Here is a 17,390-nt window from a genome sequence, read left to right as displayed (position 1 = left end):
CCCGAGTCGAATCGACTCGGGGGCTCCCGCGTAGTGATCGGTTATCAGTGGCCGTGATGGCCGTTGCCGTTGGCCTTCTCCTGAGCGGCCTGCAGCACCTTCAACTGCTTGTGCTCTTCCTCGTGCTCGATCCGGAAGTGATCCTCGGATTCCTGCCTCGGATCGGCCCGCAGGAACGAACCGGTGCCGGGCTTGCCCGCCGAACCCAACTTGTTCATCTTCTTCGGGACGTGGGCGCCCTGGTACTCCAGCGGGATCGGGTGGCCGTGGTCGTCGACCGGGCCGAGCGGCTGGTGCACCTCGATGTACTCGCCGTGCGGCAGACGCTTGATCACACCGGTCTCGATACCGTGCTCGAGTACCGCGCGGTCACTGCGCTGCAGACCGATGCAGAACCGGTAGGCGAGGAAGTACGCCACCGGCGGCACCACCAGCAGACCGATGCGGCCCGCCCAGGTGGTCGCGTTCAGCGAGATATCGAATTTCAGCGCGATGATGTCGTTGACGCAGGACAGGGTCAGCACCACGTAGAACGCGATCGCCATGGCGCCGATCGCGGTCCGCACCGGCACGTCGCGGGGACGTTGCAGCAGGTTGTGCGGCGCGGTGTCACCGGTGAGCCGTTTCTCGATCCACGGGTAGGCGATCAGCACCGTGAACACCAGACCCATGATGAGCGCGACCCAGAACACGGCGGGAACCGTGTAGCGGCCAAGGTACAGCTCCCACGGCGGCATCAGGCGCGCCATGCCGTCGGTCCACATCATGTAGAAGTCGGGCTGCGACCCCGCGGAGACCTGTGACGGGTTGTAGGGACCGAGGTTCCAGATCGGGTTGATCTGGAGCACGCCGCCCATGATGCCGACGATGCCGAGGGTGAAGGCGAAGAACGCGCCCTGGTCGGCGGCGAACACCGGGACGATACGCGCGCCGACCACATTGTTCTCGGTGCGGCCCGGGCCGGGGAACTGGGTGTGCTTCTGGTACCAGACCAGCGCCACGTGCGCGGCGATCAGCGCGAGGATGATGCCGGGGAACAGCAGCACGTGCGCGATGTAGAGGCGCGGGATGATGATGTCGCCGGGGAAGTCCCCACCGAACATCAACCAGTGCATCCAGGTGCCGATCACCGGGATCGAGATGGTGATACCCGAGAACGCGGCGCGCAGACCGGTACCGGACAGCAGGTCGTCGGGCAGCGAGTAGCCGAAGAAGCCCTCGAACATCGCCAGGATGAGCAGCAGGCAGCCGATCACCCAGTTCGCCTCACGCGGCTTACGGAACGCGCCGGTGAAGAAGATGCGGAACAGATGCACGATGATCGACGCCGCGAACAGCAGCGCGGCCCAGTGGTGCACCTGGCGCACGAACAGACCGCCGCGCACCTCGAAGGAGATGTTCAGCGCGGTCTCGTAGGCCCGCGACATGGTGACGCCGCGCAACGGCTGGTAGGCGCCGTTGTAGACGACTTCGCTCATCGACGGGTCGAAGAACAGGGTCAGATACACACCCGACAGCAACAAGATGATGAAGCTGTACATCGCGATCTCACCGAGCAGGAACGACCAGTGGGTCGGGAAGACCTTGTTGATCGACCGCTTCATGAACGCGGCGGCGCGATACCGCTCGTCCATCTCATTGGCTTGCGTTGCCACACGACTCATGATCGACGCTCCCAGTAAGCCGGGCCGAGCGGCTCGATGAAGTCGCCGTTGGCGACCAGGAAACCCTCGGAATTGACGGTGATCGGCAGCTGCGGCAGTGCGCGGGCGGCGGGACCGAAGACCGGCTTACCCCATTCGGTCGCCAGGAACTGCGACTGATGGCAGGGGCACAGGATCTTGTTGGTCTGCTGCTCGAACAGCGACGTGGGGCAACCGAGGTGGGTGCAGATCTTCGAGTAGGCGAAGTAGTCGCCGAAGTTGAAGCTCTCCTGACCCTTGCGCTTGATCGCCTTCTGCGCGTCTTCGGTGCGCAACCTGATCAGCATGACGGCGTTGCGGATGCCGCGCAGCGACTGGAGTGTCGCGTGCTCGTCACCGCGCCAGCTCTCTTTCCACGGGAACACCGTCTCCATGGAACCGGCGTCCAGATCTTCCGGACGCACCAACACGACGTCTTCCGGGCGACCGGTGTCGCGACGGATGTAGATGGTCTCGCCCTCGTAGTCCGGGGTCCAGCCCGAAACCCACAGCGGCGACTTGTCGCCCTTGGCCCACGGGTTCTTGATCATGCCGCCGACGAAGACGAGCAGCGCGCCGACACCGAGTACGCCGACACCGGCGCCCGCGGTGCGGGTGATCATCTTGCGGCGACCGAGGGTGGAGGTCTCCCCCGCGTCGGCCAGCTGGGCCGCCAGGGTGCGACGCTCGACCTCGGGCGACGGCCCGTCGTGACGGGTCTGGATGGACAGCTCCGGCGGGATGAACTTCTTGCGGATCAGCACGACGGCGATGCCGATGGCGAGCACCGAGACGCCGAAAGCGATACCGACCAGCGGGGTGTACAGCAGGTAGCGGCCGTGGTCCTGCTGGCCTTCGCCCTTGAACTCCCACGGCCAGAACAGGTAGACGCCGATCAGCGCGGCGGCGAACAGACCGGAGATCGCGAACCAGAAGGTCACTTGACGCTCGGCCCGCTTCTCGGCGCGAGTGCCGGGAATCGGGAAGCGTTCGGCGCGGTAGGCGACGTCGACGCCGTCGCGTTCGGTACCGAGCTTGACCAGCTCATCCCTGGTCATCGCGTCGAGTTCGGCCTCGGTGGGATCGGCCGGGACGTGCCCGGCGCTCTCCGTTTTCGACAACGTGACGTCGTCGTGGCCCTCATCCGGCCGACCCATGTCGTTTGGCTCCTTGTCCGTCATGACCGTGATCCGATCCACATCGCGGCGCCCACGACGAGCGTGATGCCGACCACCCAGATGGCAAGACCTTCGGTAGCGGGACCGAAGCCACCGAGACCGTAACCGCCGGGAGCGCCTTCCTCCTGCGCGTTCTTGATATAAGCGACGATGTCGCGCTTCTCCTCCGGCGTCAACTGCCGGTCGGAGAATTTCGGCATATTCTCGGGGCCGGAGACCATCGCGGTGTAGAGCTGCTGCTCGCTCGCCTCGTTCAGCGGCGGCGCGTACTTGCCCGAGGACAGCGCGCCACCCCGACCGGTGAAGTTGTGGCAGGACGCGCAGTTCATCCGGAACAGCTCCGAACCGCGGCCGATATCGTCACCGCGCAGCGATTCCTGCGCGATCTCGCCGTTGGCGTCGCGAATCACGGTGGGACCGCCGCCGTTGGACGCGACGAACGCCATCAGCGCGTCGGTCTGCTGCGCGTCGAACTTGACCGGCTTGCGGGTGGCCTGGGCCTGGTTGGCGGCCAGCGGCATACGGCCGGTCGAGACCTGGAAGTACACCGCGGCCTCGCCGACGCCGATCAGGCTGGGACCCCGACCGTCGACACCCTGCAGATTCGCGCCGTGGCAGGTGATGCAGGACGTGTCGTAGAGCTGCTTACCCTCGCGAATCAGCGCGGACTGGTCCTCGTGAGCTGTCGCGACCTGCGGCTCCGGGGTCAGGGCCGTGGCCAGGAAGCCCGCTCCGACCAGACCCACCAGGAGCGCGAGACCGCCCGCGATACGCCGCCGGGTACGCCGCTGCTTGCGGATCCTGCCGGCCGCGGCGGCCGTGCCGTCGGGGCTGGACGCCGCGCTGGTGCCGGCGGGCTCTGGCGCTGACGGGGGAGATGAACTCATCTGTGTCCCTTTGGAGTAGACGGAACCGACTTGTACGAATGCTGTGGGCGCGGGCCGCGCTCAGCGGACGAAGTAGATCGTCGCGAACAGAGCGATCCAGACGATGTCGACGAAGTGCCAGTAGTAGGAGACGACGATCGCGGCCGTGGCCTGCGCCGGGGTGAACTTACTGACCTTCGTGCGGAACAGCAGGAACACGAATGCGATGAGACCGCCGATGACGTGCAGGCCGTGGAAGCCGGTGGTGATGTAGAACACCGAGCCGTAGGCGCTGCTGGAGATCGAGGTGCCCTCGTGGACCAGGTTGAAGTACTCGTAGCCCTGACCGCTGACGAAGAACGCACCCATGATGAGCGTGATGACGTACCAGCGGCGCAGGCCGAAGACGTCGCCCTTCTCCGCGGCGAACACGCCCATCTGGCAGGTGAACGACGAGGCCACCAGTACGGCCGTGACCGGTACCGCGAGCTTCAGATTCAGCTCGGTCGGCTCCGGCGGCCACTCGCCGTTTGCCTGCGCGCGCGCGACGAAATACATCGCGAACAGGCCGGCGAAGAACATCAGCTCGCTGGACAGCCAGATGATGGTACCGACGCTGACCATGTTGGGCCGGTTCAGCGAATGCACACGCTGGGTAATGGCCGATCCTGGGGTCCCTACTGCGGTCGTCACGGGCTAAGTATGACTCGTCGTAGTACGACAGCAGTACCCGGGTGGGAAACTTCTCACCCCGTGTCGGAAATCGCACGGGCGGACCGACTCTGACCCGGCGGCGGCGTGTCCGCGTTTGCCCAGTTCGGACCGGTTGGACGGTGCGATCCCCCGCGCGGCGCGTCGACGCGGCCCGACTATGTGCCCACAACTATGACAGCCTCGGGTAAGGAGAAGCTGAGATGGAGGCGGATGTGGCGACCGGACTGTGGCGACGGCTCTTCGGACGGAAGGGGCCCGAACCCCTGGATCCGTCGCGGACCGATCTGGTCGTTGTCGCCTCGAGTTTCGATCACGCGGAGGCGTGTTCGGCGGCGCTGTCCCGCGCCACCGGATTCGACGCCGACGCGCCCGCGGTCCTGCGCCACCACCTGCGGATACCCGCCGCGCACCGCGAGCGGGTATGCGAGATCGCCGCGCAGGACGGGTACGCGCCCGACCAGCACCTGGATGCGTCGGACGCCGGGGCTCTCGCACCGCTGATCCTGCGGCGTGTCCAAATCGTCGACGCCCTGCACTGCTCCCAGGAACGATCGAGGATGGCGGGCCTGGCCCAGCGCCACGACGGATTCGCTGACGGGTGGGACGCATTGCAGCCGGGAATCGCCGCCGGACCTCGCGAATGAGGGGCCGCGCGATTCGGGAATCCGCGGTCTTTTCCGGGCCGACGCCCCGAATATGTGCCAGCGCGAACACCGGACGGCCAACTAGGCTGCATCGCGACGAACTGGTGCGCGAACCAGTGGTGACGGGAGAATGTGGAGATGACCGTGCGTAGTTGGCCCCAGGTGCTGGGAACCCTCGCCGACGGTGGCGACCTGGCCGCCGACGATACGGCGTGGGTGATCAACGAGATCTTCACCGACAACGCGACGCAGGCGCAGATCGCCGCGTTCGGCGTCGCCATGAAGATCAAGGGTCCGACGGCGGCGGAACTGTCCGGTCTGGCTACCGGCATGCTCGGACACGCGCGTCTGGTCCATATCGACGGCGACGCGGTCGATATCGTCGGCACCGGCGGTGACCGGTCCGGCTCGGTGAATATCTCCACCATGTCCGCGATCGTGGTGGCCGCCACGGGCGTTCCCGTCGTCAAGCACGGCAATCGCGCGGCCTCCTCCAAGAGTGGGGGCGCCGATGTGCTGGAAGCGCTCGGCGTGAAACTCGCACTCGGCCCCGAGTCGGTCGCCCGCTCGGTGCGCGAGGTGGGGATCGGATTCTGTTTCGCGCCGCTGTTCCATCCGGCATTGCGATTCGCCGGACCCGCGCGCAAAGAAATCGGCATCCCCACCGTTTTCAATGTGTTAGGCCCGCTCACCAATCCGGCGCAACCGCGTGCGGGGCTGATCGGCTGCGCCTTCCCCGAGCTGGTGCCGGTCATCGCGGGAGTTTTCGCCGAGCGCGGCGCGAGCGCCCTCGTGGTGCGCGGCAACGACGGACTCGACGAGATCACCACCTCCGACACCACCGTCGCGTGGGTGGTCTCGGGCGGACGGATGCGTGAGACCACGATCGACCCGACCCGGCTCGGGATCGCGCGCGTCGACCTGGACGCGCTGCGCGGCGGCGACGCGAACGTCAACGCGGGTGTGGCCAGGGATGTGCTCGCGGGGTCGCCGGGCGCGGTCCGCGATGCGGTGCTGGTGAATTCGGCCGCAGCGATCGTCACCTACGACATGTCGCAGGGCGCGCACGATGTCGACATCGATATCCACGAGGCACTGGCCGCGGGCATCGACCGTGCCGCCGCGGCGATCGACAGTGGGCAGGCCGGGGCGCTGCTCGACAGCTGGGCCAAACTCACCAACACGCTCGGCGAGGACTGACGTCGGGCGGGCATTTCCCGCCAACCTTGCATACCGACCGGTCTTGAACAGCAGCGGAGCGGCGCGCCAGGCACAATTCCTCGGTACAGCCGGAGGCCGCCGCTACAGTTGCGGCACTCGCTCCCCGGAGTCGGCCGCCGCGAGGGCGCCTGCCGGTCGGACACAATTCGCAAGGAGTACACCCATGATGCGCGCGGCACTCGGTGCGCTGACGGTGGCGGTATCGATCATCACCGCCCCATCGGCCTTCGCCGCCCAGGGCAGCGTCGTGATGGACGGCTCCGTATACCGCGATCCGGTCGGCTGCCTGGAGGCGAACGCGGGCAGGCCACAGCTGGCGGTCGAGAACCACACCGACACCACCGTGACCGTCTACAGCTGGCCGGCATGCCGAGGCGAGGTGACCGTGGTCCTCACACCGAGTCAGAGTGCCACGACCACCGGCGCCTCGCTCCATATCTCCTGAGCGCGCTTCACTCCCCCAGCGAGAATCCCGCCTCCACATCGGCGCTCGAATAGGACTTGAACGCGATGTGGGTGACGGTGCGCAGCACGCCGGGCGTCTTGTCGATCCGGCCGGTCACCACCTCGGCGATCTGCTCGTGGTCGCGGACCCGCACGATGGCGATCAGATCCACGTCGCCCGCGCACGAGTAGACCTCGGCGACACCGTCGGTATCGGCCACCGCCTGCGCGGTTTCCGGAATGCGGCTGTTATCGGCCTGGATCAGCACGATCGCGTTAATCATGGTTGTCAGCCTAGGCCGCGGACCGGTTCGAGCGCGATCACGCGCGGTCCTGGCCCGCCGAGGCGTTCAGATAGTCCGCGCCCACGTATGGGGCGCTTGCCGCGCTCTCCGCGATCTCGGCCCACGCCAGCCACCGTGCCGCACCGTGGACCGGCTCGCAGTATCCGTCCGTGGTCCGCACGATGCGCACCCCCGGTCGCGCCAGCCAACGCACCACCAATCCCACTTCCTCCGGGGACGCGCCGCGCAACGGCGGCCCCGCCGAATACCGCGGCCCGTCGGCGGGCTCCATCCACGACGCACCGGAATTTCCTTCGGGGACAACCGTTTCCGCGGATGCGACGAGATGTTCCACCACCGGCATCGGCGGGGTGCCCCGTCCGGCGTTGCCCGCGGCGGCCAAACGGCCGAATCGGATCACCGCGAACTCCCAGCCGCCCGCGCCGTCCGGGTGGGCCGCGACGAGTTCGGCGATCCTGGCCAGGGCGGCGAGCCGCTGGACGCGGCGCAACGCGCGCACCACCGCGACGGTGCGGTCACGCATACGCGCCGCCGCCTCGAAATGTTCGGCACGGGAATATGTTTCGATCATCTCCAACATCTGCCGCAGAATGTCGTCCGAGCGACCGCTGAACAGGGCGCGCACCGCGGCGGGCGCGCCGGCGTATTCCGCACTACCCATGGGGATTCCGGACGAGGCGGCCGCGGGGCAGCCGCCGACGACCGCGGGCGGGCAGTCGTGGACTCCACCCCTGGGCAGCCGGGTCGTGCAGGTGCGCAGGCCCGCGTGTTCGGCGACGGTGGCCGCGAGGTCGGCCGCGTCCTGCCGGGAGTGGAACGGGCCGAGCGCATCCGCGGTCGGGGTGCGCACCACCGCGAAGCGCGGAAACGGCTCGTCGGTCAGCGTCAGCCACCAGGACCGCTTGGGGAATTTGGAGCGCCGGTTGTACGGAGGGGTGTGCGCGACGAGCAGTCGCAGTTCCCGCACCCCGGCCTCGAGACCGTGCGCGCAGACGACATGGTCGACCCTCGTCGCCAACGCCACCATCTCCTTCATCCGGCCCCGCGTCTCGGAGCCGGTGAAGTAGGTGCGAACGCGGCGGCGCAGATTCACCGCGGTGCCTATATAGAGGACTTCCTCGGCCGGTCCGCGGAAGAGGTAGACCCCGGGAACCGGCGGCAGGTCGGTGGCGAGCACCCGCTTGGCCCGCTGCCGTGTCGTCACGCCGGGCAGGTAGTCCATGAGTTCGGTCAGGCTGTGCACGCCCTGGTTGCCGACGCGCGCGATCAGGGCGTGCAGCACGTCGACGGTGGCCCGCGCGTCGTCGAGAGCCGGGTGCGTCGGTTCGGTGCTCGCACCGAGTACCCGCGCCAACACCCCGAGCCGCACCGAGGGCGCCTCCTCGCGGGTCAGGACTCGCCGGGCCAGTTTCACCGTGCAGAGCACCGGGACATGCGGCCACGCGGTGTCCAGCCGCGCCGCCGCCGCGCGCAGGAACGCCATATCGAAGCGAGCGTTGTGCGCGACCAGTACCGCGCCCGCGGCGAACTCCAGGAAACCGGGCAGTACCGCCTCGATCCGCGGCGCGGCGTAGACCATCGCCGTGGTGATGCCGGTGACGTGCACGATCGCGGGCGGAATCGCGCGGCCAGGATTGACGAGGGTGGCGAATTCGCCGAGTACGACGCCACCGCGCACCTTTACCGCGCCGATCTCGGTGATCGCGTCGCCCTCCGGGCTGGTACCCGTGGTTTCCAGATCGACGATCACGAACGTGGTGTCGTAGAGCGGCGTATCGAGCTCGTCGAACGCCAACTGCACGGCGGCGGACGGGCGCGCTGCGGGGTCGGGCACGGCGTGCAGCCTAGGGCCCGGGTACGACAGATAACGGCGCGCGTGATCTCTCGTGAAATCTCCGAATTACATCACGAGGATTTCGTTTCGATTCCCGCCGAATGATCTAGTACACCCAAAAGAGACACAGCTCACATTCATTGCCTAAGCGTATTACCGGCTCCGGTGCCGCCGGTCGAGCCGCTCCGCGACCGAGAGCGCGTCGTCGCCCGGTACGCCCTGATCGGACACTTGTCCACTTCCGGGACGGTCGTACCATCGGAATCCGAGACCCGACCTGGGGGTATGTCACGAATCCGCCGCCGGACAGGCACGGTCGGCAGCGCGGGACACGCCCGGCACATCCGGAGATATCGGGCAATAAAATCGCCTCGTTATTGTTTCGTGATTGCTGTGAGATATCTCCCACGCAATCCTTACACCTTTTGTTGAGCGTTGGCATTTCGGATTGTCGCGGCTTTACAAACCACCGTGATGTGTTCGTAACCTTTTCGAGACCTCACGGAGTCCCGCCGCTTCCAGCGGTAGGCACGCAGTCCGCCGCACCACCGGGTGTGGCGTCGTGGGGCAGATTGGAAGTACGCATCATGGCGTCCAACACCGTCAAGCGACAGGTGCGGCGTGCTGTCGCCGCCGGAGCCGTCGGCGCTGCCACCATCGGCGCGATCCTCCTGCCCGCCGCGCCGGCGTCGGCCCAGCCGGTCACCATCCCCGGTGTCGGAACCTTCGAGGTTCCCGACCAAATCCAGATCCCGGCCATCCCCGGCATCGAACTGCCCGGCGCCCCGGCGCCGTTCTTCGCGCCGCAGAAGAGCGCAGGCGAAGTCGCCCTCGACGCGGCCTTGAGCAAAGTCGGCGCACCCTACGTGTACGGCGCCGCGGGACCCAACGCGTTCGACTGCTCGGGTCTGGTCCAGTGGGCCTACCGCGAAGCGGGCATGGAGCTACCGCGCACCAGCGGCGCCCAGCTCTCGTCCGGTACGCCGGTTTCGCTGGACGCCCTGCAGCCGGGTGATCTGGTGTCCTTCTACGGCGGCGGCCACTCCGGTCTCTACGCGGGCAACGGCAACGTCGTCCACGCCTCCACCTCGGGCACCCCGGTCATGGTCGCCCCGATCTCGTCGATGCCGTTCGCGGGAGCGCGCCACTTCTGATCGCCCCACCCGGCGGCACATCTGCGCGCCGCCGGGTCGTCGGTCGTCGTCGGTAGGCCGCCCATCCCGGTGACCTGTGTCGCCGCCAGGCTCCGGGGTCGGCGAAGTGATCGGTTCATGCCCTACTGGACACGGACGTACGCCGGTCCGTAACCTAATCGAGACCTACGCGGGTCAGGGCTGTTCGCCCCACACGCAGACCCGTCCGCAGAACACCGTCGCTCGAGAGAACGGGGCAGCGTACGCCGTGGCACCACACCGGAGACATTCGCCGAAGCGTCTGGCGGGAGGGCTTCTAGCAGCCGCGGTGCTCGCCACCGCCCCGTGCGGCGCCGGTCCCGCGGCAGCCGATCCCGTCGCGTTGCCCTCGACCGCGAGCGAGGCCGTCCAGCGCATGATCGAACTGTCGCGAGCCTCCGATCAGCTCAATCAGCAGGCCTTGGACGCCCAGTCCGATCTGGACGCCAAACTCGCCGTCCAGCGCGCCGCCGACGAACTGCTCGCGACCAGAACCGACGCGGTGAACGCGGCCCGCGAAGAGGTCCGCAAATTCCAGCCGGTCATCGACCGCACCGCGATCGCCGCCTACCAGGGCGCGCGCACCAACAGGATGTTCGCGGTCCTCGTCAGCGATTCGCCGCAGCAACTGCTCGACCAGATGTCGATGCTGGACGTGGTCGAGAGTCAGACCACCGATCAGCTCAAACAGTTCAAGAAGGCCAGCGATGCCGCCGGGGCCGCCGAAGCGGCCGCGCACACCGCCGCGAACGCCGCCCGCGGCGCCGCCGACCGCGCCGAGGAGGTGCGCGCCGACCTCGAACGCAAACGCAGCGAACTCGGTGGCGCCATCGCCCAGGTGGTGGAGGCGTGGGGCGCGCTGTCCATCAAGGACAAATCAGCCTGGGCCGGTTCGCCGTTCCCGCCCGGCTTCGACCGCGACACCCTGCTCCAGGGGCTGGTCCCCGGCAGCGGCACGAGCGCGCTCGCGGCGGGTCTGACCCGCGTCGGCGATCCGTACGTCTGGGGCGCGACCGGCCCGGACCAGTTCGACTGCTCGGGTCTGGTGCAGTGGGCGTTCAAACAGGTCGGCAAGAACGTCCCGCGCACGAGTTCCCAACAGGCCGCCTACGGGACGCCGGTGAGCAAGAGCGATATGCAGCCCGGTGACGTGGTCTTCTTCTATCCCGAGATCTCCCACGTCGGGATCTACGCGGGCAACGGACTGATGTTGCACGCCTCCACCTTCGGCGTCCCCGTCGCCGTCGCTCCCATCTCCTCGACACCGTTCCATTCCGCTCGGCGATACTGATCTGCTATGCGGATACGAGGGTTACGCGCCTGGTGCGCGGCGCGCGGACGTGACCAGTTCACCGTGACCCTCGCGATGGTGGTGGTGTTGACCGGCGCGTGCGGCGCGTTGATCGTGCTGCCCAATTTCGCGCTGCCGAAGATCCGCGCCGCCCAACCCGCGGCATCGCAGTCCCTCGGGCGAGCGTCGGCCGATGACCCACGTGTGGCCGTCATTCGCGACACTCTCGAACCCTTCGGCGCGATCGTCGCCGAACGGGTGTCCACCGGCGACGGGCGGGAGTCCCTTGTCGTCGGGCACGAGAGCGGGCATGCCGAAATGGATATCCTCGCGGGCGAACTGGCAGGCGCCGTCGCCGCGACCACGGACCTGTGGGGACCGGACTGGGCGCAGTCGGCACTGGTCGTCGTCGCGGACAATCCCTCGGAATTCGCCGCGCTGGTGCGGGCGGGCTCGATCCTGCCGACCGAGGTCGCCGCCGTCACGGTCGCCGACCCGTTCGTCCCCGGCGCACAGCCGACCGGGCAGCGCGTGATCGTCAGCCCCGATGCCGGGCGTCGCCTGTCCCCGGGCCAATTGCGCACCCTGCTCCGGCACGAGCTCACCCACGTGGCGACGCGGGCCGTCACCGTCGACGGCGCGCCGCGATGGATGCTCGAGGGTTTCGCCGAGTACACCGCGCACCGGGGCCAAGGCCACGCCTTCGCCGATATCGCGCCGACCGTCGCGGCGCGGCTGCGCGCGGGCGGCCTGCCGACCGGGCTTCCCGCCGACGCGGACTTCACCGGAACCGGCGCCGCCGGAACCTACGAATCGGCGTGGTCGGTCTGCGCTTTCGTCGCGGACAAATACGGCGAAGCCGACCTCGTCGAGCTCTACCGCCGCATAGCGGCGGGCCCCATGGATTCCGCCGCGCAGGATCGTATTGTGCGTGCGGTTCTGTCCACCGACCCGGCCGAATTCGTGGCGCGATGGCGTGAGTGGCTGTCGGCGCAGCCGATATAGCACGGCCGGACCGACACAGTAGGTTTATCCCATGGCCCGAACTCTGCTGGTTACCAATGATTTCCCGCCGCGGCCGGGTGGTATCCAGTCGTATCTGCAAGCGCTCGCCGGACAGTTGCCGCCCGATGATCTGGTCGTCTACGCACCGCGCTGGCGCGGGGACAGCCACCTGAAGTTCGACGCCGTGCAGAAATTCCAGGTCGTGCGTCATCCCACCACGCTGATGCTGCCGACGCCGCTGGTGTCGCGCCGGGCGTCGCGGCTGTTGCGGAGCGAGAATTGCGATACCGTCTGGTTCGGCGCCGCGGCGCCGCTGGCGTTGTTGTCGCCGATGCTGCGCCGAGCGGGCGCGCAACGCATCCTGGCCAGCACGCACGGACACGAGGTCGGCTGGTCGATGCTGCCCGGTGCGCGTCAGGCGCTGCGGTCGATCGGGAAGAACACCGATGTCGTCACCTATGTCAGCAAGTACACGCGCGGGCGCTTCGCTTCGGCGTTCGGGCCGACCGCGGCGCTGGAATATCTGCCGCCCGGTGTGGACACCGAGGCGTTCCGCCCCGATCCGGCGGCCCGTGCCGAGTTGCGCGCGCGCTACGGCCTCGGCGACCGCCCGACCGTGCTCTGCCTGTCGCGCCTGGTGCCGCGTAAGGGCCAGGACGCGCTGATCGTCGCCATGCGCGAGATCCGCGAACGCGTCGACGGCGCGGTGCTCGTCATCGCGGGCGGCGGCCCGTACGAGCAGAAGTTGCGTGGTCTCGCCGCCGCGACGGGTGTCGCGGAGGACGTCGTGTTCACCGGACGGGTGCCGTCGGCGGAACTGGCCGCGCATCACACCATCGCCGATGTCTTCGCCATGCCGTGCCGCACGCGCGGCGCCGGGTTGGATGTCGAAGGTCTCGGCATCGTCTATCTAGAAGCGTCGGCCACGGGCGTGCCCGTGGTCGCGGGTAAGTCCGGCGGCGCACCCGAGACGGTGATCGAGGGGAAGACCGGGCACGTGGTCGACGGACGCGATGTCAGGCATATCGCCAACGCCATCGTCGACATCCTCTCCGACCGGGACGCCGCCGCGAAAATGGGCGCCGCGGGTCGCGATTTCGTCGAGCAGCAGTGGCGCTGGGACAGTCTGGGCGCGCGACTGCGTCATCTGTTGCGCTGACCGCGCTCGCACCTGCTCCGCGCCAGGGTGCGCGCGAGGCGATCCGCACCCGGTGACAGCGACGTTCGCCCATGTGACCGCATCAACTACGCTCAGCCATGTGAGCAGTATTCAGGTCGCGGATCAGACATTCGTCGCCGCCGAGGGAGCCGCTGTCGCCGAGGTGCTCGGCGGGGCGACCAATTGGCGCAAGTGGTGGCCCGATCTCACCCTCGAGGTCCGGGAGGACCGCGGTGACAAGGGGTTTCGCTGGACCGTGAGCGGCGCGCTGACCGGCACCATGGAGGTGTGGCTGCAACCGTCGCTGGACGGGGTGATCCTGCACTACTTCCTGCACGCCGAACCCGAGGGCGCCGAACGGATGTCGCCGCGCGAACTCCTCGCGGTGAACCGCGCGCGCCGGGTCGCGGGTAAGCAGATGTCGTTCGAGATCAAGGCGCGACTCGAGGCGGGTCGCCCCGCGGGCGTCACACCCGCAGGCTGATCCACTCGCGCTCTTGCCCGACCGCATCCCGTCCCCGCCGACGAGCACCGTCGCTGGAAAGGAACAGTTGACCACCATGGCCGACCGGACCCAGAGGTCGATCCTCATCGCGGCCCCCTCGCAGCGCGTGATGGCCGTCATCGCCGACCTGGAGTCCTACCCCGAGTGGGTCGCGGCGGCGAAAACCGTCGAGGTGCTGGAAGAGGGGCCGGGCGGCCGGGCGCGGACCGCCCGTTTCGTACTCGACGCGGGTGTCGTGAAGGACACCTATGTGCTCACCTACACCTGGCGGCCCGACGACAAGGCGGTCAGCTGGCGGTTGATCAGCGGCGACCTACAGAAGGCCCAGGACGGCACCTACGAATTGCACGACCGGCCCGACGGCAGCACCGAAGTCACCTACGAGCTGACCGTCGACCTGAACATCCCGATGATCGGCATGTTCAAACGCAAGGCCGAGAAGGTGATCACCGATACCGCGCTGAAGGAACTGAAGAAACGGGTCGAAGGCTGACCGGGCGGCGGACCCATCTGGAACTGTTCATCGGCAAAGGTGGGGTCGGCAAGACGACGCTCGCTTGTGCGACGGCGATCTCGTATGCCCGCGCCGGACGCCGGGTGCTGATCGCCTCGCTCGATCAGGCGCATTCACTCGGTGACGCGCTCGGATTCCATTTCCCGCACGATGCTGGCGCCGTCGCCGGAATCGTGAACGTCATGCCGGGACTCGATGTGATCGAGCTGGATTCCCTTGCGCTGCTGGAGGATCGGTTCCGCGATGTGGTGCGCCTGCTCGGCGCGGACACCGGACACGACCACGGCATCGATATCGGCGCACTCGATCCGGCCGAATCGACCGGCCTGCCCGGCGTCCAGGAACTGCTGATGCTGGTCGAGATCGCGCAATTGGCGGCCGAGGACGACTGGGACGTGATCGTCCTCGACTGCCCGCCCTCCGCCGATATGCTGCGCATCCTGACCGCGCCGCCGACCCTGCTCGGCTATGTGGAGCGGGTCTGGCCGCCGCACACACGCACGATGAGCGCCATCGGCGCCGACCTGCGCCGCGCGGTCCTCGCGGCGACGATGGACAAGATCGTCGCCGCCGTCACCGAGGTGCGCGATCTGCTCGGCGATCACGCGCGCACCGGGGCCAGGCTGGTCACCGTCGCCGAACAGGTCGCCGTCGCCGAGACGCGACGGATTCGGTCCGCGGCCGTGCTGCTCGGCCTGCGCGTGGACGAGGTGATCGTCAACAAGGTGCTGCCGCCCGCTCCCCCGCCGACCGGTCCGGCGGAACATCCCGCGGTGCACTGGTATCTGAGCCGGCGCGCCGAACAACTCGACGCCATCGCGCGATTGCGGCGCGAGCTGACGGGCATCCCCGTACTGATAGCGCAGCACACCGGCCCCGAACCGGTGGGCGTCGGAGCGCTGTCCGCACTGTCCGCTGCGGTGGACGCGCATCCTATGCTTGGCGACAATCCGGCGCGGGTTCGCACGAGTTCCGGTGAACCGATGGTTCGATGTGAGTCGGGCACCGGCCTGCATTCGGTGTACACGATGCGGATGCCCCTGCCCGTCGCCGATCCGGCGACGCTGCGACTGGGACGAGTGGAGGACGATTTGATCGTGGGAGCGGACGGGGTCCGGCGCCGGGTGCGCCTGGCCTCGGTGTTGCAACGGTGCATGGTCGATGGCGCCGAACTCGACGGTGGATATCTGGTCGTACGTTTCGTTCCTGATCCGCGAGTGTGGCCTCGATGACGGGGCCGCGCGATTCCCATTCCGGCGACGGATTCGGCGAATTCGCCGAGGAGCTGAAATTACTCGCCGAAACGGTATTGGAGCGCGTCGAACCCGTGCTGCGGCACGCGGCCGACCAACCGGGCGAGTGGTCGAGTTGCAGTTGGTGCCCGGTATGCGCGGCCGCGGCGCTGATGCGCGGGGAGCATCACGAGGTGGTCGCGGCCATCGCCGATCACGGAACCGCGATCGTGACGGTGCTGCGTGAAGCGCTCGCCGGAGCGCCGGTCGAACCGGTGCCCCCCGATGCCGAATCCGAAGGTGTAGCGCCACATCCTCATTCGCACCGGCACGCCGACGACGCTGAATCCAACGGCGCTGAATCCAACGGCGCTGAATCCAACGGCACTGAATCCGACGACGCGGTGGATCGGAGAGCGCCCGATCGGCCGCGCGCCGCCGCGCGCAAGCACGGCGAATCATTCGACACCGCAGGTCGAGCGCGCTCGAGATACGTCAGCATTCCCGTGACGATCAAGGCATGACCGACCAGATGCCGCCCGCCGGTCCGCTGACCGTCGGCATCGACGTCGGCGGAACCAATATCCGTGCCTCGGTGGTGGACGGTGAGGGCGAGGTCCTCGACACCGTGCAGGCGCCGACACCGCATTCGGCGGGCGCGCTGGAGGACGCGCTGGAACGGGCCGTGCACGAACTGCGCAGGCGTCATCCGATCGGCGCGGTCGGGCTCGCGGTGGCCGGTTTCATCAATCCCGACCGCTCCACCGTGCGGTTCGCCCCGCATCTGCCGTGGCAGGACACGCCCGTGGCGCAACGTCTCACCCAGCGGCTCGGGCTGCCGGTCATCCTCGAACACGACGCCAATGCCGCCGCCTGGGCCGAATACCGCTTCGGCGCGGCGGCGGGCGGTCACAACGTGGTGCTCGTCGCGATCGGCACGGGGATCGGCGCCGCGCTGCTCATCGACGGTCGGCTGTATCGCGGAAGTCACGGCGTCGCACCGGAACTCGGGCACCTGCAGGTGGTGCCGCAGGGCAGGGCCTGTCCGTGCGGAAAACGCGGCTGCTGGGAGCGATACTGCAGCGGTACCGCCCTCGCCGACACCGCGATCGAGATGCTGGCGATCGATCCGGTGCGCTCGACGGTGCTCTCGCGCGATGTATTCCGTGATCCGGGTTCGCTGACCGGTCGCCGGGTGGCGGGCGCGGCGCAGGACGGCGACCCGATCGCGGTGCGCGCCATGGCCGATTTCGCCCGCTGGCTCGGACTCGGGCTCGCCTTCGTCAGCGATATCTTCGATCCCGATCTGGTGGTGATCGCGGGCGGGGTCAGCAGTTCGGCTCCGCTGTTCCTGGACGAGGCGCGCGAGGAATACGCGCGTGCGATCACCGGCGCGGGTCACCGCCCCCTCGCCCGCATCCGCACCACCCAACTGGGTGAGGCCGCGGGGATGATCGGCGCGGCCGAGCTGGCCCGCGCTGTCCTCGTCGACGCCGACCCGCATTCCGGCCGCGTCGCACCCACCGGACGCTGACGGCCGACGCGAAACCGGACATGTGTTCGAATAGGACGACGTGTCAAGGGGACTGATGCGGTGCGATTGCGGGGCGGATCGCCGCAATGT

At 68.2% G+C, this 17,390-nt stretch carries 18 protein-coding genes; 12 read left to right on the top strand and 6 right to left on the bottom strand.

The window, feature by feature from the left end; translation table 11 throughout:
- Window positions 1–44: 44 nt before the first annotated feature.
- From ABZS43_RS16760 to ABZS43_RS16745, 4 genes are read right to left on the bottom strand one after another with little or no spacing between them, the layout of a single operon-like run.
- The gene (locus ABZS43_RS16760; RefSeq protein WP_355036782.1) at window positions 45–1,664 is read right to left on the bottom strand and encodes a cytochrome bc complex cytochrome b subunit; all 1,620 of its coding nucleotides are present in this window, start codon (window positions 1,662–1,664) and stop codon (window positions 45–47) included.
- A complete protein-coding gene (locus ABZS43_RS16755) occupies window positions 1,661–2,839 on the bottom strand; it encodes a ubiquinol-cytochrome c reductase iron-sulfur subunit (protein WP_355036781.1) in 1,179 nt (392 codons plus the stop codon). The genes ABZS43_RS16760 and ABZS43_RS16755 overlap by 4 nt, the downstream gene beginning before the upstream one ends.
- A 20-nt stretch (window positions 2,840–2,859) precedes the next feature.
- On the bottom strand, window positions 2,860–3,747 hold the full coding sequence (locus ABZS43_RS16750) for a cytochrome c (RefSeq protein WP_355036780.1): 888 nt from the start codon (window positions 3,745–3,747) through the stop codon (window positions 2,860–2,862).
- A 60-nt stretch (window positions 3,748–3,807) separates the two neighbouring features.
- Entirely contained in the window at window positions 3,808–4,419 is a 612-nt protein-coding gene (locus ABZS43_RS16745) for a heme-copper oxidase subunit III (RefSeq protein WP_355036779.1), read from the bottom strand.
- A gap of 221 nt (window positions 4,420–4,640) precedes the next feature.
- On the opposite strand from ABZS43_RS16745, the gene ABZS43_RS16740 reads away from it, so the two are divergent.
- The 3 genes from ABZS43_RS16740 to ABZS43_RS16730 all read left to right on the top strand — a co-directional run bounded on the left by ABZS43_RS16740 (window position 4,641) and on the right by ABZS43_RS16730 (window position 6,750).
- Window positions 4,641–5,084 (top strand): ribonuclease E inhibitor RraB, encoded by a 444-nt coding sequence (locus ABZS43_RS16740; protein ID WP_355036778.1) that lies wholly within the window; start codon window positions 4,641–4,643, stop codon window positions 5,082–5,084.
- 138 nt (window positions 5,085–5,222) lie between these two features.
- The gene (trpD, locus tag ABZS43_RS16735) at window positions 5,223–6,284 is read left to right on the top strand and encodes an anthranilate phosphoribosyltransferase (RefSeq protein WP_355036777.1); all 1,062 of its coding nucleotides are present in this window, start codon (window positions 5,223–5,225) and stop codon (window positions 6,282–6,284) included.
- Window positions 6,285–6,468: 184 nt separating this feature from the next.
- Entirely contained in the window at window positions 6,469–6,750 is a 282-nt protein-coding gene (locus ABZS43_RS16730) for a hypothetical protein (protein ID WP_355036776.1), read from the top strand.
- 7 nt (window positions 6,751–6,757) lie between these two features.
- Here the strand turns inward: ABZS43_RS16730 and ABZS43_RS16725 are convergent, their stop codons facing one another.
- Both ABZS43_RS16725 and ABZS43_RS16720 read right to left on the bottom strand, forming a co-directional pair.
- Window positions 6,758–7,033 (bottom strand): Lrp/AsnC ligand binding domain-containing protein, encoded by a 276-nt coding sequence (locus ABZS43_RS16725; protein ID WP_355036775.1) that lies wholly within the window; start codon window positions 7,031–7,033, stop codon window positions 6,758–6,760.
- Window positions 7,034–7,070: 37 nt separating this feature from the next.
- Window positions 7,071–8,888 (bottom strand): DEDD exonuclease domain-containing protein, encoded by a 1,818-nt coding sequence (locus ABZS43_RS16720; protein ID WP_355036774.1) that lies wholly within the window; start codon window positions 8,886–8,888, stop codon window positions 7,071–7,073.
- 587 nt (window positions 8,889–9,475) lie between these two features.
- On the opposite strand from ABZS43_RS16720, the gene ABZS43_RS16715 reads away from it, so the two are divergent.
- The 9 genes from ABZS43_RS16715 (at window position 9,476) to ABZS43_RS16675 (ending at window position 17,300) form a co-directional block, all read left to right on the top strand.
- Window positions 9,476–10,042: a C40 family peptidase gene (locus ABZS43_RS16715; RefSeq protein ID WP_355036773.1), complete on the top strand. Its 567-nt coding sequence runs from the start codon at window positions 9,476–9,478 to the stop codon at window positions 10,040–10,042.
- Between the two features lie 307 nt (window positions 10,043–10,349).
- Window positions 10,350–11,351 carry an NlpC/P60 family protein gene (locus ABZS43_RS16710; protein WP_355036772.1) on the top strand — a complete coding sequence of 334 codons (1,002 nt, stop codon included), beginning with the start codon at window positions 10,350–10,352 and terminating at the stop codon, window positions 11,349–11,351.
- Between the two features lie 6 nt (window positions 11,352–11,357).
- Entirely contained in the window at window positions 11,358–12,356 is a 999-nt protein-coding gene (locus ABZS43_RS16705) for a hypothetical protein (protein WP_355036771.1), read from the top strand.
- A 31-nt stretch (window positions 12,357–12,387) separates the two neighbouring features.
- Window positions 12,388–13,515: a glycosyltransferase family 4 protein gene (locus ABZS43_RS16700; RefSeq protein ID WP_355036770.1), complete on the top strand. Its 1,128-nt coding sequence runs from the start codon at window positions 12,388–12,390 to the stop codon at window positions 13,513–13,515.
- A 100-nt stretch (window positions 13,516–13,615) separates the two neighbouring features.
- Window positions 13,616–13,999, top strand: a complete 384-nt coding sequence (locus tag ABZS43_RS16695; RefSeq protein WP_355036792.1) for a polyketide cyclase / dehydrase and lipid transport — start codon at window positions 13,616–13,618, stop codon at window positions 13,997–13,999.
- Window positions 14,000–14,075: 76 nt separating this feature from the next.
- On the top strand, window positions 14,076–14,513 hold the full coding sequence (locus tag ABZS43_RS16690) for an SRPBCC family protein (RefSeq protein ID WP_355036791.1): 438 nt from the start codon (window positions 14,076–14,078) through the stop codon (window positions 14,511–14,513).
- Window positions 14,510–15,766 (top strand): ArsA family ATPase, encoded by a 1,257-nt coding sequence (locus ABZS43_RS16685; RefSeq protein ID WP_355036790.1) that lies wholly within the window; start codon window positions 14,510–14,512, stop codon window positions 15,764–15,766. The genes ABZS43_RS16690 and ABZS43_RS16685 overlap by 4 nt, the downstream gene beginning before the upstream one ends.
- Window positions 15,763–16,290 carry a hypothetical protein gene (locus tag ABZS43_RS16680; RefSeq protein ID WP_355036769.1) on the top strand — a complete coding sequence of 176 codons (528 nt, stop codon included), beginning with the start codon at window positions 15,763–15,765 and terminating at the stop codon, window positions 16,288–16,290. The genes ABZS43_RS16685 and ABZS43_RS16680 overlap by 4 nt, the downstream gene beginning before the upstream one ends.
- Window positions 16,287–17,300 carry an ROK family glucokinase gene (locus ABZS43_RS16675; protein ID WP_355036768.1) on the top strand — a complete coding sequence of 338 codons (1,014 nt, stop codon included), beginning with the start codon at window positions 16,287–16,289 and terminating at the stop codon, window positions 17,298–17,300. The genes ABZS43_RS16680 and ABZS43_RS16675 overlap by 4 nt, the downstream gene beginning before the upstream one ends.
- Window positions 17,301–17,390: the final 90 nt, after the last annotated feature.

It is taken from the genome of Nocardia sp. NPDC005366 (assembly GCF_040606855.1).
Taxonomy (GTDB): domain Bacteria; phylum Actinomycetota; class Actinomycetes; order Mycobacteriales; family Mycobacteriaceae; genus Nocardia.
Note: the sequence above shows the minus strand (reverse complement) of the source record. Positions and strands in the feature narration are given on the sequence as shown.